General features: G+C 76.3%; 11 protein-coding genes and 1 pseudogene. 8 read left to right on the top strand and 4 right to left on the bottom strand.

Going from position 1 to position 16,611, the window contains the following annotated elements:
• The first annotated feature begins 1,203 nt into the window (after positions 1–1,203).
• From ACFVFR_RS25970 to ACFVFR_RS25955, 4 genes and pseudogenes are all read left to right on the top strand, one after another.
• Positions 1,204–2,295: a hypothetical protein gene (locus ACFVFR_RS25970; RefSeq protein WP_383705866.1), complete on the top strand. Its 1,092-nt coding sequence runs from the start codon at positions 1,204–1,206 to the stop codon at positions 2,293–2,295.
• Between the two features lie 196 nt (positions 2,296–2,491).
• Entirely contained in the window at positions 2,492–3,550 is a 1,059-nt protein-coding gene (locus ACFVFR_RS25965) for a response regulator transcription factor (protein ID WP_383705864.1), read from the top strand.
• A gap of 642 nt (positions 3,551–4,192) precedes the next feature.
• Positions 4,193–4,951 carry an IclR family transcriptional regulator gene (locus ACFVFR_RS25960; protein ID WP_383705862.1) on the top strand — a complete coding sequence of 253 codons (759 nt, stop codon included), beginning with the start codon at positions 4,193–4,195 and terminating at the stop codon, positions 4,949–4,951.
• Positions 4,952–5,317: 366 nt separating this feature from the next.
• Positions 5,318–5,974, top strand: a pseudogene (locus tag ACFVFR_RS25955) (M24 family metallopeptidase); the annotation flags it as partial.
• Positions 5,975–6,223: 249 nt separating this feature from the next.
• Here the strand turns inward: ACFVFR_RS25955 and ACFVFR_RS25950 are convergent.
• Complete coding sequence (locus ACFVFR_RS25950) at positions 6,224–7,210, bottom strand: zinc-binding dehydrogenase (RefSeq protein ID WP_383705860.1); 987 nt, start codon at positions 7,208–7,210, stop codon at positions 6,224–6,226.
• Positions 7,211–7,515: 305 nt separating this feature from the next.
• Here ACFVFR_RS25950 and ACFVFR_RS25945 point away from each other — a divergent pair, with 305 nt between their 5' ends.
• On the top strand, positions 7,516–8,256 hold the full coding sequence (locus tag ACFVFR_RS25945) for a pentapeptide repeat-containing protein (RefSeq protein ID WP_383705858.1): 741 nt from the start codon (positions 7,516–7,518) through the stop codon (positions 8,254–8,256).
• Between the two features lie 208 nt (positions 8,257–8,464).
• Here the strand turns inward: ACFVFR_RS25945 and ACFVFR_RS25940 are convergent, their stop codons facing one another.
• Complete coding sequence (locus ACFVFR_RS25940; RefSeq protein ID WP_383705856.1) at positions 8,465–8,962, bottom strand: hypothetical protein; 498 nt, start codon at positions 8,960–8,962, stop codon at positions 8,465–8,467.
• An 897-nt stretch (positions 8,963–9,859) separates the two neighbouring features.
• Here ACFVFR_RS25940 and ACFVFR_RS25935 point away from each other — a divergent pair.
• Complete coding sequence (locus tag ACFVFR_RS25935) at positions 9,860–11,365, top strand: MFS transporter (RefSeq protein WP_383705854.1); 1,506 nt, start codon at positions 9,860–9,862, stop codon at positions 11,363–11,365.
• Positions 11,366–11,847: 482 nt separating this feature from the next.
• Here ACFVFR_RS25935 and ACFVFR_RS25930 read toward each other — a convergent pair whose 3' ends face one another.
• On the bottom strand, positions 11,848–12,906 hold the full coding sequence (locus ACFVFR_RS25930) for a methyltransferase (RefSeq protein ID WP_383705852.1): 1,059 nt from the start codon (positions 12,904–12,906) through the stop codon (positions 11,848–11,850).
• Between the two features lie 167 nt (positions 12,907–13,073).
• The gene (locus ACFVFR_RS25925; RefSeq protein WP_383705850.1) at positions 13,074–13,901 is read right to left on the bottom strand and encodes a helix-turn-helix domain-containing protein; all 828 of its coding nucleotides are present in this window, start codon (positions 13,899–13,901) and stop codon (positions 13,074–13,076) included.
• Between the two features lie 608 nt (positions 13,902–14,509).
• Here ACFVFR_RS25925 and ACFVFR_RS25920 point away from each other — a divergent pair.
• Entirely contained in the window at positions 14,510–15,493 is a 984-nt protein-coding gene (locus ACFVFR_RS25920; RefSeq protein WP_383705848.1) for a peptidoglycan-binding protein, read from the top strand.
• A gap of 198 nt (positions 15,494–15,691) precedes the next feature.
• Positions 15,692–16,072 (top strand): ArsR/SmtB family transcription factor, encoded by a 381-nt coding sequence (locus ACFVFR_RS25915; RefSeq protein ID WP_383705846.1) that lies wholly within the window; start codon positions 15,692–15,694, stop codon positions 16,070–16,072.
• Positions 16,073–16,611: the final 539 nt, after the last annotated feature.

Genomic DNA, 16,611 nt, shown 5'->3' with positions numbered 1-16,611 from the left:
GGCGGGCCCGACCACGGATCCGGCCAGGCTCCCAGCTTGCGCCCCCGGGCTCGCGCGGACTCACCTGGGGTGGGGCGGGCCGGACCCCGACTCGACCCCGTACGTGGAGTGGTCCCCGGCGCGAGGTCGGCCCCGGCGTGGGGTCGGGCTCGGCGCGAGGCTGGACCGGGCGTGGGGCGGGGCCCGTGGTCGGGCCGGTCCGGGTCTGGCGGTTGGATCGGCTCGGTACGCGGGGGCTCAGGCGGGGTGGGGAGCGGCCGGCGTGGTGGGGTTCCGGGCTCGCGGGTGGGTTCGGAACGGGGTGGGACGGGAGGCGGAAACGGGGTGGAGCGTGGTGGGAGGGGTGAGTTTGCGCCACCGGCGGAGGGCCGGGGTCGGCCGGAGGTGGGGAGGGATTCCGTAACTGACACACACTTGCCAATCCGGCGGCGGCGCTGTCCACAAGCGGACAGGCGGGGGGCGACGGTTCGCGCGACGTAGCGGCTCGTGTGCGTCGTGTGGGGGGTGGGGCGTCGCGGGGCGCACGTTTCGGACGGCGCCGGCAGTTTGCTGTCAGGCGCGTTGCGTCGTCGGGGCAGCCCCGTAACGGACCCGGTACACAACGGTGTCTTTGCCTTTTCTTTGCGCATTGGCGTGCGTTGACTGGGTCGCGGCCAGCGAACTAATCTCGCGGCCCAGTGGATGGGTCATTCCAGCCACGAAAAGCACGCCGGCTCATGAGCGAAGTTCATGGGTGAAGAACGAGTGGCGCACAGGTGGACGCGGCGTCGGGCGAGAAGGTTGACCCGTCATCGCATTTTCAGTCATCCGGAATCTCACGGGTATCGCGACTGATTCGATCCACCTGTGTGTTCGAAGCGTTTTCGCTCCGTACAGGGAACGCCGCGCCGCGCATCGCATGGGGGAGTCATGGCAGAACTGGCGACGATGTCACAGAGCACGGATACGAGCCCACAGACGACTTCACTGGCCCCACCAACTCCGGGCCCATCCACCCACCCGCGTCCCACCGCCGCCGCGCACCCGCAAAGGGGCACGCTCGGAAGTGCGGTTCGGGCGCCCCTGACAAGTTCGCGCGCGGTGCTGAACGCCGCTCCAACCGCGTGCGAGAACATACTCCCGGACGCGGGCCGGGCCGACTACACGGATATGCCGTCGGATATCCGGCCGACGGCCGGCGGGTATTCCCCGCGACAGCCGGTGGTGAATTCGGGACCGGATTCCGCGACGGTCACCGCCGCGCGATCCGTAAGGGAAAGCGAGCGCGCCCACCTGGACGGGGGACGGGGCTGGGCCCCGGGCGCGCGGACCGCCGCGGGGGGCGGCCCGCGCGATCCGTACGAGGCCGCCGGCCTGGCCTACGCGCACCCGACGGGCGGGCGGCAGCGGCCGGCCCAGGGGCCGCGCGAGCACCTGGACCGGGGCCTGGGGTGGGCCGACGGCCCGCCGACCGACCGCGCGGTCACCGACCGCGTGGTGGTTGACCACGCGGTGGCCGGCCCGGGCCGTGGCGCCGACCGCTGGGCCCCGCGTGGCGAGCGCGAGGGCGCGGGTGGCCCGGACGCGGTGGAGCACGCGCTGCGGCAGGTGTGCGAGCTGATCGAGTCGGCGGTCACGCTGCACCGGCGGTGCGGCGAGCAGCCCGCCTCCGTGGCGGTCGCCGACGACGGGCCCGCCGCCCGGCGCACCGTGCACCAACTGGTCGCGCGGGCCCGGCACAGCGTGAGCGTCATCGTCTCCGGCTGCCCCGACCAGGCGCAGCCGCTCGCGCCGCTGCTGGACCAGCTCCACGCGGTGGCGGGGCGCGGCGTGGCCGTGCGCATCCTGTGCGCGGCGGACGCGCTGGAGGCGCCGGGTATCGCCACCGCGGTGCGGCGCGGCCTGGCCGGCCACGAGGTGCGGGTGGAGACCGGTGACCTCCAGGGCGGGGTGATCGTGGACGGCCAGACGGCCTTCGTCCACGCCGGGCCCGGCCAGCCGGGGCGTTACGCCTCGGTGATCGAGGACCCGGCGTCGGTCCGCGTCCTGGACCTGATGTTCGCCGCCGCCTGGCGCACCGCGATGCCGATGGCCGAGCACCTGCGGCTGGCCGACCGGCTGCGCACCGACTCCGTACGCAGGATCCTGGACCGGCTGCGCGCCGGTCGCACCGACGACGTGGCGGCCCGCGAGATCCAGGTGTCGCTGCGCACCTACCGCCGCCACGTCGCCGCCATCATGCGTGACGTGGGCGCCAACTCCCGCTTCCAGGCGGGGGTCCGGGCCTACGAACTCGGGCTGCTCGGCCCGGCGTGAGCGGGGCCGGGCCAAAGCCGTGGAGAGGGCCGGACGGGCGCGGGGAGAACCCGCGAACACCGGGCGCCGGCCGTCGCCGACGGTAAGGGACGTCGCGCCGGTCGGATCCGTCCGGCCGCGCGGCGGCCAACTCCCCGCCGCGAAAGGCCACCGGCCTTTCGTGGCGGCGGAAACCACGGGGGAAAAATTCACGGGGGTGAATGAGTTGAGGGAATTCGTACACGCCGCGTCCGGCGCGGGAAATCCGACGGCCGAGGACGACATAGCGCAGGAACTGCTCGCGGTCCGCGCGCTCGTGGAATCCACGGTGGTGAAGCACCGGGACCGGCAGGCCCGCAATGCGTGGGTGGCCACGGTCGGCAGTCAGGAAAACGAGATCCTGGCGACGGCCAGGGAACTGTTCGGCCAGGCGCGCGAGAGCGTGGACGTCGTGCTGGCGGGCGACTCGGGTCACGCGCAGGTGCTCTACTCCGCGCTGGGCGACTGGTTGGCGGCGCAGGGCCAAACCGGCCGGCCCGCCGACGCGGACGAGGCGCGCGGGACGGGCGACGCCGATACGGAGGGGCCGGCTTCCGCTTCGGCGGGTGTGGCCGGTTCTCGCGCTTCGCTGAACGCCGACGTCGGGCGGGGTGCCGGCGCCCCGCCGCACGCCGGCCCCGTCTGGGGCGCGGACGGCGCGGGAAGTGGCGGGCGCGGGCCGGGCGGCGGGCGGCGCGGGGTGCGGGCGCGGCTGCTGTGCGCGCCGGGCGCGCTGGACCGGCAGTTCGTGCAGCGGCACTGCGGCGGGCCGGTGCCGCTGGAGGTCCGGGTGGCCCGCATCCCGCTGCTGGCGGCCGTCGTGGTCGACGGCCGCGCGGCCCTGGTCTGCGCGGACGCGGCGGTCGGCCGTCGGGCCTCGACCATCCGGGACCCGGGCGTGATCGAGGCGATGCGGACGTTGTTCACCGGCATCTGGCGCAAGTCACTGGCCGCCGGAGAGCGGTTGGACGCCGGCGACCGGAGCCGCAAGGAGATGCTCCGGCAGATCCTGGAGTGGTTGCGGCTGGGCGTCACGGACGAGGTGGCCGCGCGCGAACTGTCGGTCTCGGTGCGGACGTATCGGCGGTACGTCGCGGAGATGATGTCCCTGCTCGGCGCCGACTCGCGGTTCCAGGCGGGCGTCCGGGCCGCCGAGCTGGGCCTGCTGCCGGCGCCTACGGCGGTCCCCGTCACGGCCCCGGCACCGGCCCTGACCCCGACGCCGGAGGCGCACTGAACGGGGCACCCCGCGCGGGCGCGCCCCCCACCGAAGCGGAGGTGGCCACCCGGGGCGCCGGGCGGCCACCGCCACGGGGCCGCCGGCTCGGCTGGTACGGCGCCACGTCGACCCGCTGGACAAGGGCGCGCCCCGGCGTACGCCCCGTCGGGGAGAGGGGCGCGCGAGGTGCCGTACGGGAGGGCGTGCGCGCTGCCGTACGGGGTGGCCTGGTGGCCGGCGTACGGAGTGGCGGGGCTCGCGCGCGGGAGGAGGCGGCGGTGGACGGGGGGAAGGGGCGTTGTGGGACGGGGGCGGGGGCCGGTTGCGGGGAACCCCCGTTCGGGTTGAGTGCGCGTCGAATACGCGAAAGACAAACTATTGCTGGGTGCCTGGCGTGGCTGGCAGCTTCCTGTAGTGGTCATTGCGGGTGTTCTCTCCGGGCGGCTAGACATGTCCGTGGGAATTGGAATCCGCGCCAACTAAGGATGATGAATCCCACCGGTGGCCACTCCTCCCGGAGCGCCAGCGGTGGCAGAGGGTCGGCAGTCTCCCCCCAGCCCTGTCGAACCTCCGCCCGTTATCGCTCGACATCCGCAACGAAGCCGTGGTTGTGGACGGTCCTGGCACACCGCGGGGCCGGTCCGATGAGGAGACACACGCATGACGATGACTAGTCCCGAGAAGGCGCTGGCCCCTGAGCAGACGCTCAGCGGGGTGGGCGTCCTCGACAAGGCCTCCCTCCTGCTGGGGGTGCTGGAAGCCGGCCCCGCCTCGTTAACGAGGCTGGTGGCCGACACCGGTCTCAAGCGTCCGACGGCCCACCGGCTGGTGCTCGCGCTGGAGCGACTGCGGCTGCTGGCCCGAGACAAGCACGGGCGGTTCATCCTGGGGCCGCGACTGGGGTTGATGGCCGTACAGGCGTGCCAGGACCGGCTGCTGACGGTGGCCAACCCGGTCCTGGCCGAACTGCGTGACGTGACCGGTGCCAACGCCCGCCTCTACCGTCGCCGTGGCAACCTGCGCATCTGCGTGGCCGCCGCCCCGGCGCCCTCCTACGACGCGTCGGGCCACTACGACTCGGTGCCCGTCGGCGCGGCCTTCCCGATGAACGCCGGGCCCACCTCGCAGGTGCTGCTCGCCTGGGAGGAGCCCGAGGTGCTGCACGAGATGCTGCGCGGCTCGCGGTTCACCGCCGCCTCCCTCTCCAGCGTGCGCCGGCAGGGCTGGGCGCAGAGCATCGACGTCCGCAAGCGCGAGGGCGCCGAGGTGGCGGCGCCGGTGTACGGGCCGGGCGGCCGGGTGGTGGCCGCGCTCTCCGCGTACTGGCCCGGCAACCGCATGCCGAGCAGCGCCGGCCGGATGCACGTGAGCGAACTGGTGGACGCGGCCGTACGGATCGGGCGCGGCTTCCCCGAGTGACCCGTCGCCCGGCCTGACCGGCCGCCCGGTCTGGCCGGCCATCCGGCCCGTCGTCTGGGCTGGCCGGCCCCTTGGCCTGGCCGGCCGTTTCGGGTGACCGGAGCGACCGCGCGCCCCGGCCCGCCCCGAGCGAGCCAGGGACTGGCCGCGCGACGTGTGCCGGCCGCGTCGGACGGGTGCCGTGCTCCCGGGCGGGTGCCGTACGCCTCGGGTGGCCGCCGTGGGTCCTCGGCGCGGGCGGGCGCTTTCGCACGCGCGCGTGCGTGCGGGGACGGATGCCCCGACCCCCCTCCCGCCCCTACGTCGATCCCCGGCTTCCCGCGCGCGCCCGCACGCGAGGCGGGCCGTCCTGATCCGCCGTCACGCGCCGCCGCCACGTACGAGGAGATCCACGCGGCGCGCTTCGCCGGGCGGCGCGAGCGCGACGTCGCCGCCGACCTGGCCGCGCCGCTGCGCGAACACGGCCACAGCCAGGCGGACTTCACCGTCGTCGGCTCCGGCCCGAGCCGGGCGAGCGCGCACCACGAGCCGGGGCGGCCCGCGCCACGAGCCGGGCGAGCGCGTCATCGAGGACGGCGACATGGTCGTCCCGGACCTCGGCGGCCGGCTGGACGGCTACGGCTCCGACACCACCCGCACCGTGCACGTGGGCGAGCCGATGCCCGAGGAGTACACGGTGCGCGACGTGGTCCGCGAGGCGCGGCAGGCGGCGTTCGCGGCGCTCCGCCCCGGGGTCGGCCGCCAGGACATCGACCGGGTGGCCCGCCGTGTCATCACCGAGGCGGGCTACGGCGAGTACGGCATCCACCGCACCGGCCACGGCATCGGCGTCACCACCCACGACCCGCCGTACCTGGTGGGGGCGAGCACCTGCCGCTGGTGGCGGGCAGGTGCTTCTCGATCGGGCCGGGCGGCTGCCTGCGCGGCCGGTTCGGCGTTCGCGTCGAGTCCATCGCGACGCGCACGGACACCGGCGGCCGGCGCCTGAACAACTGCGCGCGTGAGCTGAGCCTCGCACGGTGAGGGAGGACGGCGGGGAGCGGGCGGCGCGGCGGCCGGGCCTGGCCGCCCCGCCCCCGGCCGCCCTCGCGCGCCCGCCCGCGCGTAGCGGGTGTCGCGCCGCGACCACTCGGGGCCGGTCGATGCGCGCCCGCCCGCGCGTAGGGGGCGCGCCGTGACCACTTCGGCCAGCCTCGCCCCCGCCCGCGAGCGGAGACCACGTCCGGGGTGGGGCCGGGGGAGACAGGGACGGGGCGGGGGTGACATGCCACGTCAGGGGATGAGGACGACCTTGCCCATCGTGGCGCGGGTCTCGACCGCGTGGTGGGCCGCCGCCGCCTCCGCGAGCGGGAACGGGTGCGTGGGCGACACCAGGACGCCCGTGGCGGCCAGCTTCATGGAGTCCTCCTCCAGCCCGCGCATCCCCGCCGGGCCGCCGATCCGGTCGAACAGCGGCTTGCCGATGACCTGCCGCGAGGTGATGCCGCGCCGCTCCAGCTCCGCCTCGCCCAGGTCGAGCGGGCCGTCGGCCCAGCCGTACACGAGGTGCCGCCCGCCGGGGCCGAGCAGGTCCACGGCGGGCAGGGCGAGTTCGCCGCCCACGGCGTCGAAGACGACGGTGGCCGCGCGGCCACCGAGGGCGGCCCGCGCCTGGTCGGCCCAGCCGGCGGCGGTGTAGTCCAGGGCCACGTCCGCGCCCAGCGCGGTGACCCGCTCGACCTTGGCCGGCCCGCCCGCCAGGCCCACCACCGTGGCCCCCACGTGCTTGGCGTACCGCACCAGCAGCGAACCGATACCGCCGGCGGCGGCCGTCACGAACACCACGTCGTCCGCGGTGAGTTCGGCGAACAGCAGGATGCCCACCGTGGTGCGACCGGTGCCGATCATGGCGACGGCCTGGTCGAAGGGCAGGTCGTCGGGGAGCGCGTGCAGCTTCTCGGCGGCGACCACGGCGAGTTCGGCGTACCCGCCGGGCACCATGCCCAGGTGCGCCACCACGCGACGGCCGAGCCAGGAGGCGTCGACGCCCTCGCCGAGCCCGTCGACGGTGCCCGCCACCTCGCGACCGGGGATCGTCGGCAACTCGGGGAGCGGGTACGGCGTGTCGGGGTCGCCAGAGCGGAACGTGGTGTCGATGACGTGCACCCCCGCCGCCGCCACCTTGATCCGCACCTGCCCCGGCCCCGGCTCGGGGTCCGCGACCCGCTCGTACGTGAGGTTCTCGGCCGGTCCGAAGGCGTGCAGACGAACGGCGTGCATGGCGATCTCCATCGGTTGGGGCCCCGCGGGGCCACGTCGTGCGACAAGCGTCCAACTTCAACTATTGTTCAAGTCAAGCCCCGTGCGACCCCGTTCACCCACCCGCCCCACCGGAGGTCCGGCCAGGCGGCGCTCCGACCGGTCGGCCGGACCGCGCCGCACCGGGCGGGGGGTCGGGGCGGGCGGGCGCGGCGTGCGGGCCGGGGGCGGGGCGCGCGGGCCGGTCGTTGTCAGACCCCGGGTGCACGATGGGAGGGCAGGGGCGTGATCGGGCGGCGGGACGGGAACGGCGGAGGGCGGGACACGTGGCGGAGCGAGTGCGAGGGCGCACCGGTGGCACGGGCGCGGGGAGTCGGCGGGCGGCGGACGGCGGGGCGCGGGCACCGCGCCGCCCGACGGTGTCGCTGCCGGCCCTGACGGCGTACGCGGACGGCGAGCTGGAGACCGAGGGCGACTACGACGGGCTGGACCTCGCCGACCTCGACCTGAGCGGCCAGGTGGCGCGCGGCGCGCGGTTCCTGGACTGCGGGATACGGCGCTGCGCGCTCGGCGGGACGGTCCTCGCGGGCGCCCGGTTCGTCGACAGCGCCATCGCCGAGGTGCGGGGCGTGGGCACGGACCTGTCCTCGGCCTCGCTGCGCGACGTGGAGCTGACCGACGCCCGACTGGGCGGCACGCAGGCGCACGGTGGCTCGTGGGAGCGCGTCCTGGTCCGTGGCGGCAAGATCGACTACCTGAACCTGCGCCGGGCCAGACTGCGGGACGTCACGTTCGAGGGGTGCGTGCTGATCGAGGCGGACTTCGGCGACGCGAGCCTGGAGCGGGTCTCCTTCGTGGGCTGTGTCCTGCGCCGGGCGGACTTCAGCGCGGCCCGCATGAAGGACGTGGACCTGCGCGGCGTGACCGAGCTCGACATCGCCCGTGGCCTGGACGCGCTGTCCGGCGCGGTCATCAGCCCCGCCCAACTCCTCGACCTGGCCCCCGCCTTCGCCTCCCAGCTCGGCGTCCGCGTGGAGGCGGGCCCGGGCGGCGAACCGACGGGGTGAGGCCGGCCCCGGAGGAGCTGGCCCGGCACGCGGCGGGCGCCGGGCCAGCGGCGTGCCCCGGCGGCCGGGGTGAACGCCGTCGCGAGGGCGAGCGTGCGGAGGTCGTCCGCGTACGAGGTGGCCCGGGCGCTTCCCACGACGGGGCGAGGGCGCGACATGGAGCGGCCCTGGTGGCGCGGAGGCCCGCGCGGGGCGTACGCGGGGGAGGTCAGACGCGGGGGAAGCGGCTCTGGACGTCCCAGACGACGGGGTTGTCGGCCAGGCCCTCGTGCATGTCGGTGAGGTCGGCGACCACGTCGTGGAGGAAGTCGCGGGCCTCGCGCCGCAGCGCGCCGTGGTTGAACGTCAGCGGGGGCTCCTCAAGCGGCACCCAGTCGGCGGTGACGTCCACCCAGCCGAAGCGGCGCTCGAAGAGCATGCGGTCGCTGGACTCGGTGAAGTCCAGTTCGGCGTGGATCTGCCGCGCGGACCGGCTGCCGCGCGGGTCGCGGTCGAGCTGCTCCACGATGTCGCACAGCGCCCACGCGAAGTCGAGGACCGGCACCCATCCCCAGGCTGTGGACACCTCGCGGTCGGCCTCGGTGTCGGCCAGGTACACGTCGCCGCAGAACAGGTCGTGCCGCAGCGCGTACACGTCCGCGCCCCGGTAGTCCGTCTGCGGCGGGTCGGGGAAGCGGGGGGAGAGGGAGTAGCCGAGGTCGATCACGCTGCCGATGGTGTCACGCCCCCGGGGCGCCGCCACGCCACGGAGCGGGGGCGCCCGCGCGCCACCGCCGAGCCGTGCGCCCGAGCCGTGTGCCCCGAGTCATGCGTCCCGAGCCGGGCACTCCCGGGGCCGCTTCCACCTGGCCGCTGAGGGGGGCGGGCTGAGCCGGGCGCAGTGCCCGGGACCCTGCGCGGGGCCGCGCCCCACCGGGGCGGGGCCCGCTGGCCCGCTGGCGCGGTGCCGGGGGCGGTGGGGCTGGGGACGGTGACTGTGCCCGCGTCGGGGGCGGGGCTCGTGCGGGTGCGGAGACCGGTGCCGGGGCCAGCCCCCCGGGGGCATGCCTGTGCGGGCGCCGGCGTAGGGGTCGGCGTCCCCGTCGGGGGCATCTGGGTCGGTGTCGGGGGCGGCCCCGAGAGGCGGGCGGGCGCCGGCGGTGTGGCTCCGGGGGCGTAGGTGTACCGCCGCTCCCGGGGGCGCCGGGGTAGGCTCGCGGGGAGCGGTCCCCGGCGGGGTCGTCGCGGCGGGGCTCCCGGCTGACCAGCCACCGCCCCCGTGCCCCGTCCCCGCGCCCCGGTCGTATGTCGGGCGTAGCCCTCGCCGACGAGGGCTCCCGCCGCGTGCCGAGCAGGCGCCCCCGCCCCTCATCCGGGCGGCTTTCCCGGCTCTCACCTCTCGCGTACGTCGCGGCCCCCGGTGCCGCGATTCCGGCGCACACCTCCCCCCTGAAGCGGTGCCCCCGCGCGCGTCCGCGCGCGGGGAGGCGGGTGCGGGTGCGGATGGCGCACCGGAAGGGGCGACGTGATGGCGGTGGGGTGGCGACGGGGCGCGAGGAGTGCCGGGGCCGCAGCGGGGACGGGGCGGGAGGCGTCCGCGCGTCGGGCGCGCGGGTGGGTGCTGGTGGCGGTGGCGCTCGCGGTGTTCTGCGTCCAGCTCGACGCGTTCGCGCTGAACACGGCCCTGCCCCGGATCGCCGCCGACCTCGTGCCCGACCCGACGCGTACGGACGTACCGGGCGGTGTGTCCGGAGGCCGGCCCGAGGCGGGCGGGGGCGGCGGGGTGGCCGGGGCGCGGTGGGTGGTGAGCGGCTATCTGCTGGCGGCTGGCTCGCTGATGGTCGGCGCGGGGCGGTTGGGGGACCTGTGGGGGTTGCGGCGGATGGTGCTGTGCGGGCTGGCGTTGTTCGGTGCGGCCTCGGTCGGGTGCGCGGTGGCGACGGGGCTGCCGACCCTGGTGGCGGCCCGGGTGGCGCAGGGCGTGGGCGCCGCCTGTCTCATGCCGTGCGGGCTCGCCCTGCTGACCAGCGTCTACCCGCCCGCACTGCGCGGGCGCGCGACCGGCTGGGCCTTCGGGCTGGGCGGGGTGGCCACCGCGTGCGGCCCCTTCGTCGGGGGCGTCCTGACGCAGGCCCTGTCATGGCGAGCCGTCTTCTGGCTCAGCGTGCCCCTCACGGCGTGCGCGGCGCTCGCCCTGTGGGCGGCACGCGACGCGCGGCGGGCGGGCGATACGGGTGATACGGGCGATGCGGGGGATGGGCGCGTAGTGCGGGAGGCGGCCGTACGCACGGCAGGCGGCGGGCGGGGCGTACGCGGCGGCCGGGGTGTCAGCGGCGGGCGCGGCGTACGGGAACGGTGGGACTGGCCGGGCCTGGCGGCGGCCACGGTCGCGCTCGCCGCACTCGGACTGTTCGCCGACCGGGTGCGTGTCTGGGGGTGGGCCTCGGGCGCGAGCGCGGCGACACTGGCCGCCTGCGGGGCGGCGCTGGCGCTCTTCGCGCGCCGGCGCCGACGGGCGGCGGCCCCGCTGGTGGACCCGGCGTTGACGCGCGATGGCCGGTACGTCGTGCTCACCGCGTCCGGAGCCGTGGCCAACGCGGCCACGGTCGTGTTCCTGTTCGTCGTGCCGCAGGCGTTGCAGGGCCGGTGGGGGCTGGCGGCGGGGGCCTCGGGGCTGGCGTTCCTCGCGCCCGCGACGGCGATGGCGGTCGCGGGCGTGGTGGCGGGCCGGGTGGGCGTGCCGCGCGCGGTGCCTGTCATGGCGGGGTGCCTGGCCGCCGGGGCCGTGGCGCTCGGCGGGGTGGCCGCCGCCGGCTCCCTCCCGCTGTACCTGTGCGCCACCACGGCCGCCGGCGCGGCCCTGGGGCTGGCCGGCGCGCTGACACTGACCGCGACCCAGGCGGCGGTCCCTCCCCGCCACGCGGGCGCGGCGTCCGGGGTCACCAAGACGGTGGTCACGGTGGCGGGCGGGCTCGGCGTCGCCCTGACCGGCCCCGGCCCCGAGCCGGGCGCCGCTCCTCCGACCGGACACGTCCCCGCGCTGGCGGCGGCCCTGGCCTGCGCCGTCACGGCCACCGCGCTGACGGTCCGGCTCCACACCCCACCCCGCTCCCGCCGCCCCCGTGACTGACCGCCCCGGCCCTCGGGCTTCCGCCCCGGCCCTCGGGCTTCCGCCCCGGGCGCCACCGCTCGCGCCGCCGACCCGCACGCGTACGGCGCGCCCCCGGGGCGGGCCGGGGCGCGCACGACGCGCCCCGGGTGCGGGGTCGGCCTCGCGCCGCGTACGGCCCGCCGCCCGTGCCGGCCAAGCCTGCACCGCGTACGCCCTACGGCGCGTGCCGCGTACCGCTGCGATCCAGCCCGCGTCGCCCCCGACGCCAGCCCTGACGCCGACGCCAGGCCCGAACCCGACCTCGACCCCGACCCCGAGGCCAGGCCAGCCCCGGCCCCGCCCCCGATCCCGACGCCAGGCCCGACCCGACGCCAGCTCCCCGCGACCGCCCCGCCCCCTCCGCCCACGGTTGGGCGGGGGCGCGGTCGTGGTGGGAGACCGACCCGCGCGGGCCGTCGTCAGCGGGCCAACGCCCCTACTGTGTCGGGCGACGCCCCTACTCAGTCGGCCACGGCCTCGATGAGGGAGAAGGGCGCGGCCCCGGCGAGTGGGGTGACCGAGGTGAGGGACAGGCCGGCGCGGTGGCACAGCGCCTCGAAGTCCTCGCGGGTGCGTTCCCTGCCACCCACGTTCACCAGCATGTTGAGGTCGCTCAGATAGGTGATGCCGCCGTCGCTGACGTCGGCGTCGGCGGTGACGACGTCGGGCAGCACGGGTTCCACGATCAGGACGAGGCCGCCGGGCGGCAGCACCGCGCGGCAGTGGCCCAGGATCGTGACCACCTGGTCGTCCGTCCAGTCGTGCAGGACGCTCTTCATCAGGTACAGGTCCGAGCCTGTGGGGATCGCGCGGAAGAAGTCCCCGGCGGCCAGGGAACAGCGGCCCGCCAGCCCGTGCCGCTCCAGCGTCCCCGGCGCCTCGGCCAGGCCCTCCGCCGTGTCGAGGACCACGCCCGTCAGCCCCGGATACGCGGCGAGCACGCCGGCCAGCAGGGTTCCGTCGCCCCCGCCGACGTCCGTGACCGTGGTGAAGCGCCCGAAGTCGAAGGCGCGGGGCAGCACGGCGGCGGTCTTCGAGGTGGCCTGGCTCATCGCGGCGTTGAACTCCGCGTTCAGCTCGGGACGCTGGGCCAGGTGGCTGAAGAAGTCCGTACCGAAGACGGTGTCGAACGCGATCTCGCCGGTACGGACACTGCCCTCCAGGTCCTCCCAGGCGCGCACGATCGCCGGCTCGGTGAACATCCGCACGAACGACGCGAGCGACTCGGGGCGCCGGTCGTCGAGGAGGGCGCCCGTGGGGGTCACCGAGAAGAGGCCGGGGGCGTGTTCGTGGAGCAGGCCGAGTCCGGCCAGGGCGCGCAGCAGTCGCGTCATGGGCTGGGGCGCGGCCCCGGCGTCCCTGGCGACGTCGGCGGCCCGGCGCGGCGTGTCGCCCACCCGCTCCACCACGCGCAGTTGGATCGCCGCGCGCAGTGTCTGCGCGGCCATGCTGCCGAACGCGAGCCGGACGATCAGATCGCGGTCGGCCGTCTCGGGTGCTCGGAGACCGGTGTGTGTCACGGGTACTTCCCTTCCTGGTGCCACGGGGACGTGCGTGGTCCTCGTGCCGTCGTGTTGTTCGTCGGTCGGGTCCTCGGGGGCGGCGGTACGCGCGGGGCGGGCGCGGAGACGGGCGCGGGCGGCGGCACTCCCGTGGCGCGGGCGCGAAGCCGGGCCCCGCGCTCGGGTCAGCTCGCGGGCGGGCCCCCACTGGCCAGGGCGGCGGGCGTGCACCCGGCGAGGGCCAGTACGTCGCGGTGGAGATGGGGCTGGTCGGCGTATCCGCACGTCAGGGCGACATCGCTGGCGCTCCCGCCCGCGCCGAGCGCTCGGGCGGCGTGGTCGAAGCGGACCAGCATCGCGGCACGCTTGGGGGTGAGGCCGATCTGGGCGCCGAACCTGGCCCACAGCCGCTTGCGGCTCCAGCCGGCGGACGCGGCCAGGTCGTCGACCCGTACCCGGCCCCGACGGGCCACGATGGTGTCCCAGGCGGCGGCGACCTCGGGTGCCATCGACGGGGCCCCCGTGGCCCGCCGCGTGAGGAACTCCTCCGTCAGCGCGAGGCGTTCCGCCCAGGTCGTGGTGTCGGTCAGCCGCTCGCGCAGGCGTCGCGCGGGCGGGCCCCACAGGTCGTCGAGGCCGGTGACGGAGCCGTTGAGCTCGCGCGGGGAGACGCCCAGCAGCGCGTAGGCGGCCCGGGGCGACAGGCACACCTCGACACACTCGACGTGCTCGCCCCGGACGCGGGCCGGGCCGGGCGACAGCGAGGCGACGAGTCCCGTCATGGGGCGGTGCCCGGCCGCGTTCTCCACCGTGACCGTCCTGTCCCCGAGGCCGATGACGACGACCACCACCGGCTGGGGGAGTACCCGCAGGTCCAGCCCGGCGGCGATACGGTCACGGAACCCGGCCATCCGGACGCCGTCCAGGCCCGTGCCCCCGACGGGCCGGGCCACCTCCCAGCCGTTCTCGGCACCGTGGGCCACGGGAGCGGGCCCCGCTTCGTGTCTGCGCATGCCCCTACCGTCGCCCGACCCCGACGGCCCTGTCTTGTACGAAAGTTCCCCCGGCCCGCCCTGACCCGGCCTGACCCGACCCGACTTGGCTCGGTCCGGCCTGACTTGGCCCGCCCCGACCCGGCTTGGCCCGGTCCGACCCGACTTGGCTCGGCCCGGCCTGACTTGGTCCGCCCCGCCCCGCCCCGACCTGACCTGGCCCGTTCCGGCCTGGCCCGGCCCGGCCCGACCCGCCCCGACCCGACCCCGACCGTGCGCGCCGCCATGGCATCCGCCGCCGAACCCCGTCCCGCTCGACCGCCGCCCCTCGGCGACTCCCCCAACGCCCGCCCACACACCCCGCCCGCACCGCCCACCCCGCCAAGTGAACGGAGACCAGCGCCCGTTGGCCCGGCAGGCGAACCCACGCCGGAACCTCGTTCGTCACTTCCGTACCTGTGGAGCGTCGGGCCGATGTCTGTCATGCTCTCGTCGACAACGCCCACCATGACGCCGTGGGCGTGCGCCGTCGTGGAAGCGACGCGCGTAGAACGTGCTCAACAGCGGCTTTGGCCAAGGAACTTCGCCCGCCTCGTGGGCGGCCGACGGGAAAACCAGGAGGACGCGACATGTGCGAGCAGTGCGGTCCGGTCGATGGCGGGGACGGGGAAGCGGTGGAGCCGCGCCCCGCGGGCCTCTCGCGTAGGGGGCTGTTGCTGGGGGCCGGGGCTGGGCTCGGTGTCGTGGCCCTGTCGGCCGCGCCGGGGCTGGCCCCGACCGCGCATGCGGCGGCCTCGCTCAAGAACGGCCAGTGGGGCAACCCGGCGCGTGGGCACTTCCCCGCCGGCGGCCACTACGGCGCCCCGCGCGCCGGCGGCCCGCACGCCGGACAGGACGTCACCAACTCCACGGGCACGGCCGTCTACGCCGCCGCGGCCGGCACCGTGATCCGGCGCGGCTCGGGCGTGCTGGGCGGGCGCAGCGGGAACGGCCTGGTCATCGCGCACGGCGGCGGGCGCTACACGTACTACGGGCACCTCAGCGGGTTCCGTGTCGGCCTGAACGCCAAGGTCTCCGTCGGTCAGCGGATCGCCGACATGGGCGCCACCGGCAACGTCACCGGCCCGCACCTGCACTTCGAGATCCACGCGGGCGGCCTGGGCGCCATCACCAACCCCGTCAGCTACCTCGCCGCCCGTGGCGTGGACCTGGGCGGCGGCTGGCCCACCCTCGACCCGGGCGCGGGCGGTGCCGGCGTCAGGGCCGTCCAGCACCTGATGACCCAGCGCGGCCACCAGCTCAACGCCGACGGGCGGTACGGCTCGGTCTCGGCCGCCGCCGTCAAGAAGCTCCAGAAGGCCCGCAAGCTGGTGGCGGACGGCCAGGTCGGGCCGAAGACGTGGCCGCACCTGGTGTACACGCTGCGCCAGGGTGCCTCCGGCGCGCACGTGCGGGGCCTGCAGACCCTGCTCAACAAGCACGGCGCGGGCCTGGCCGTCGACGCCGGCTTCGGCAAGGTCACCCGCGACGCGGTCCGCGCCTACCAGAGCGCCAACCGGCTGGTCGTGGACGGCGAGGCGGGCCCCAAGACCTGGACGGCCCTCGCCGGCTGACGCCACCGGCCCCACCCCCGGCGCGCCGGGTCGGCCGCCTCCACGCCCCCGACCCGCCGCGCGTACGGGGGCGGTCCGACCCCGCGCCGGCCTCGGCGGCCGTACGGAGCGGCCGTGGACGCCGACGCGAGCCGCTCGAACCCGACATGCAGTACGATCACAGTCGTACTAAGGGAGTCGAGCGAGGGGAGGCGGCCCATGCCGTCGAGTGAGCGCGTCGTGCCGGCCATCAGGTCGCTGCCCGAACCCGCTGACCTGCCCGAACGGCTGCCCGAGCCCACCGTGGCGGAACTGCGCCTGGAGACCGTGCTGGGCGCCCTGAGCGACCCCTTGCGCCTGTTCATCGTGCGCAAGCTGCTCCTGGAGTCGGAGCGGTTCGACCACTCCTGCTCCTGGCTGGGCATCGACCGGCCGAAGTCGTCGCTGACCCACCACTACAAGGCGCTGCGCGAGGCGGGCGTCATCCGGCAGCGCCAGTACGGCCTGGAGCGACGCAGCCACGTCCGCGTCGCCGACCTCAACACCCGCTTCCCCGGCCTCCTCGACCTCGTCGCCGCCTGGGAGTCGGACCGCTTCTAGCGCCTGCCGCGAAGCGGCCGCACCGCCAAGCCGCGTCTCGCCGTCGGGCAGGGCCGAAAGCCCCTGGCGATCGTGGTGACGGCAGGGCGGAGCGGGGACTCGCCGCGGTCCGAACCGTGTTGACGAAGGTGCCACGTGCCCCGCGTCGGGGCGGGTCGGCCGCGTGTCCGTGCCGACCGCGTGTGCGCCGACGCGGTGTGCGCCTTCTGTGGGAACCGCGCTGATCCGTGCCGCCGGTGATCGGCCGCGCCACCCCGGACGAGAGGGACCAGGCGCGCGACCGACGGGAACGTGGCTCCCGCGGCGGCCGGCCGCCGCGCTTCGACCCGACTGACGCCCCAGGTATCCCCGTACGGATGATGGGCGGGCACGCGCTTCCCGCCGTGCCGGCCGAGGGCTCCGTGGCCCCGACCACCCACCTGTCGCTACGCGGCCCAGGTCCGCTTCCGGCGCCGGCGCGCGGCGGGACGCGCGGCATCCGGCGGGCCCGGACCGCCCCGGACGGGCCGCTTGGCCGAGCGCCCCGTCGGCGCGCTGGT

The organism is Streptomyces sp. NPDC057702 (assembly GCF_042799315.1).
Lineage (GTDB): Bacteria > Actinomycetota > Actinomycetes > Streptomycetales > Streptomycetaceae > Streptomyces.
The sequence above is the reverse complement of the archived record's forward strand: the minus strand, read 5'-3'. Positions and strand labels throughout refer to the sequence as shown.

Bases quoted from the DNA above. Each gene is read 5' to 3' on its own strand.
- ACFVFR_RS25920 (WP_383705848.1), top strand. From the start codon at position 14,510: ATGTGCGAGCAGTGCGGTCCGGTCGATGGCGGGGACGGGGAAGCGGTG.
- ACFVFR_RS25960 (WP_383705862.1), top strand. From the start codon at position 4,193: ATGACGATGACTAGTCCCGAGAAGGCGCTGGCCCCTGAGCAGACGCTC.
- ACFVFR_RS25915 (WP_383705846.1), top strand. From the start codon at position 15,692: ATGCCGTCGAGTGAGCGCGTCGTGCCGGCCATCAGGTCGCTGCCCGAA.
- ACFVFR_RS25950 (WP_383705860.1), bottom strand. From the start codon at position 7,210: ATGCACGCCGTTCGTCTGCACGCCTTCGGACCGGCCGAGAACCTCACG.
- ACFVFR_RS25925 (WP_383705850.1), bottom strand. From the start codon at position 13,901: ATGCGCAGACACGAAGCGGGGCCCGCTCCCGTGGCCCACGGTGCCGAG.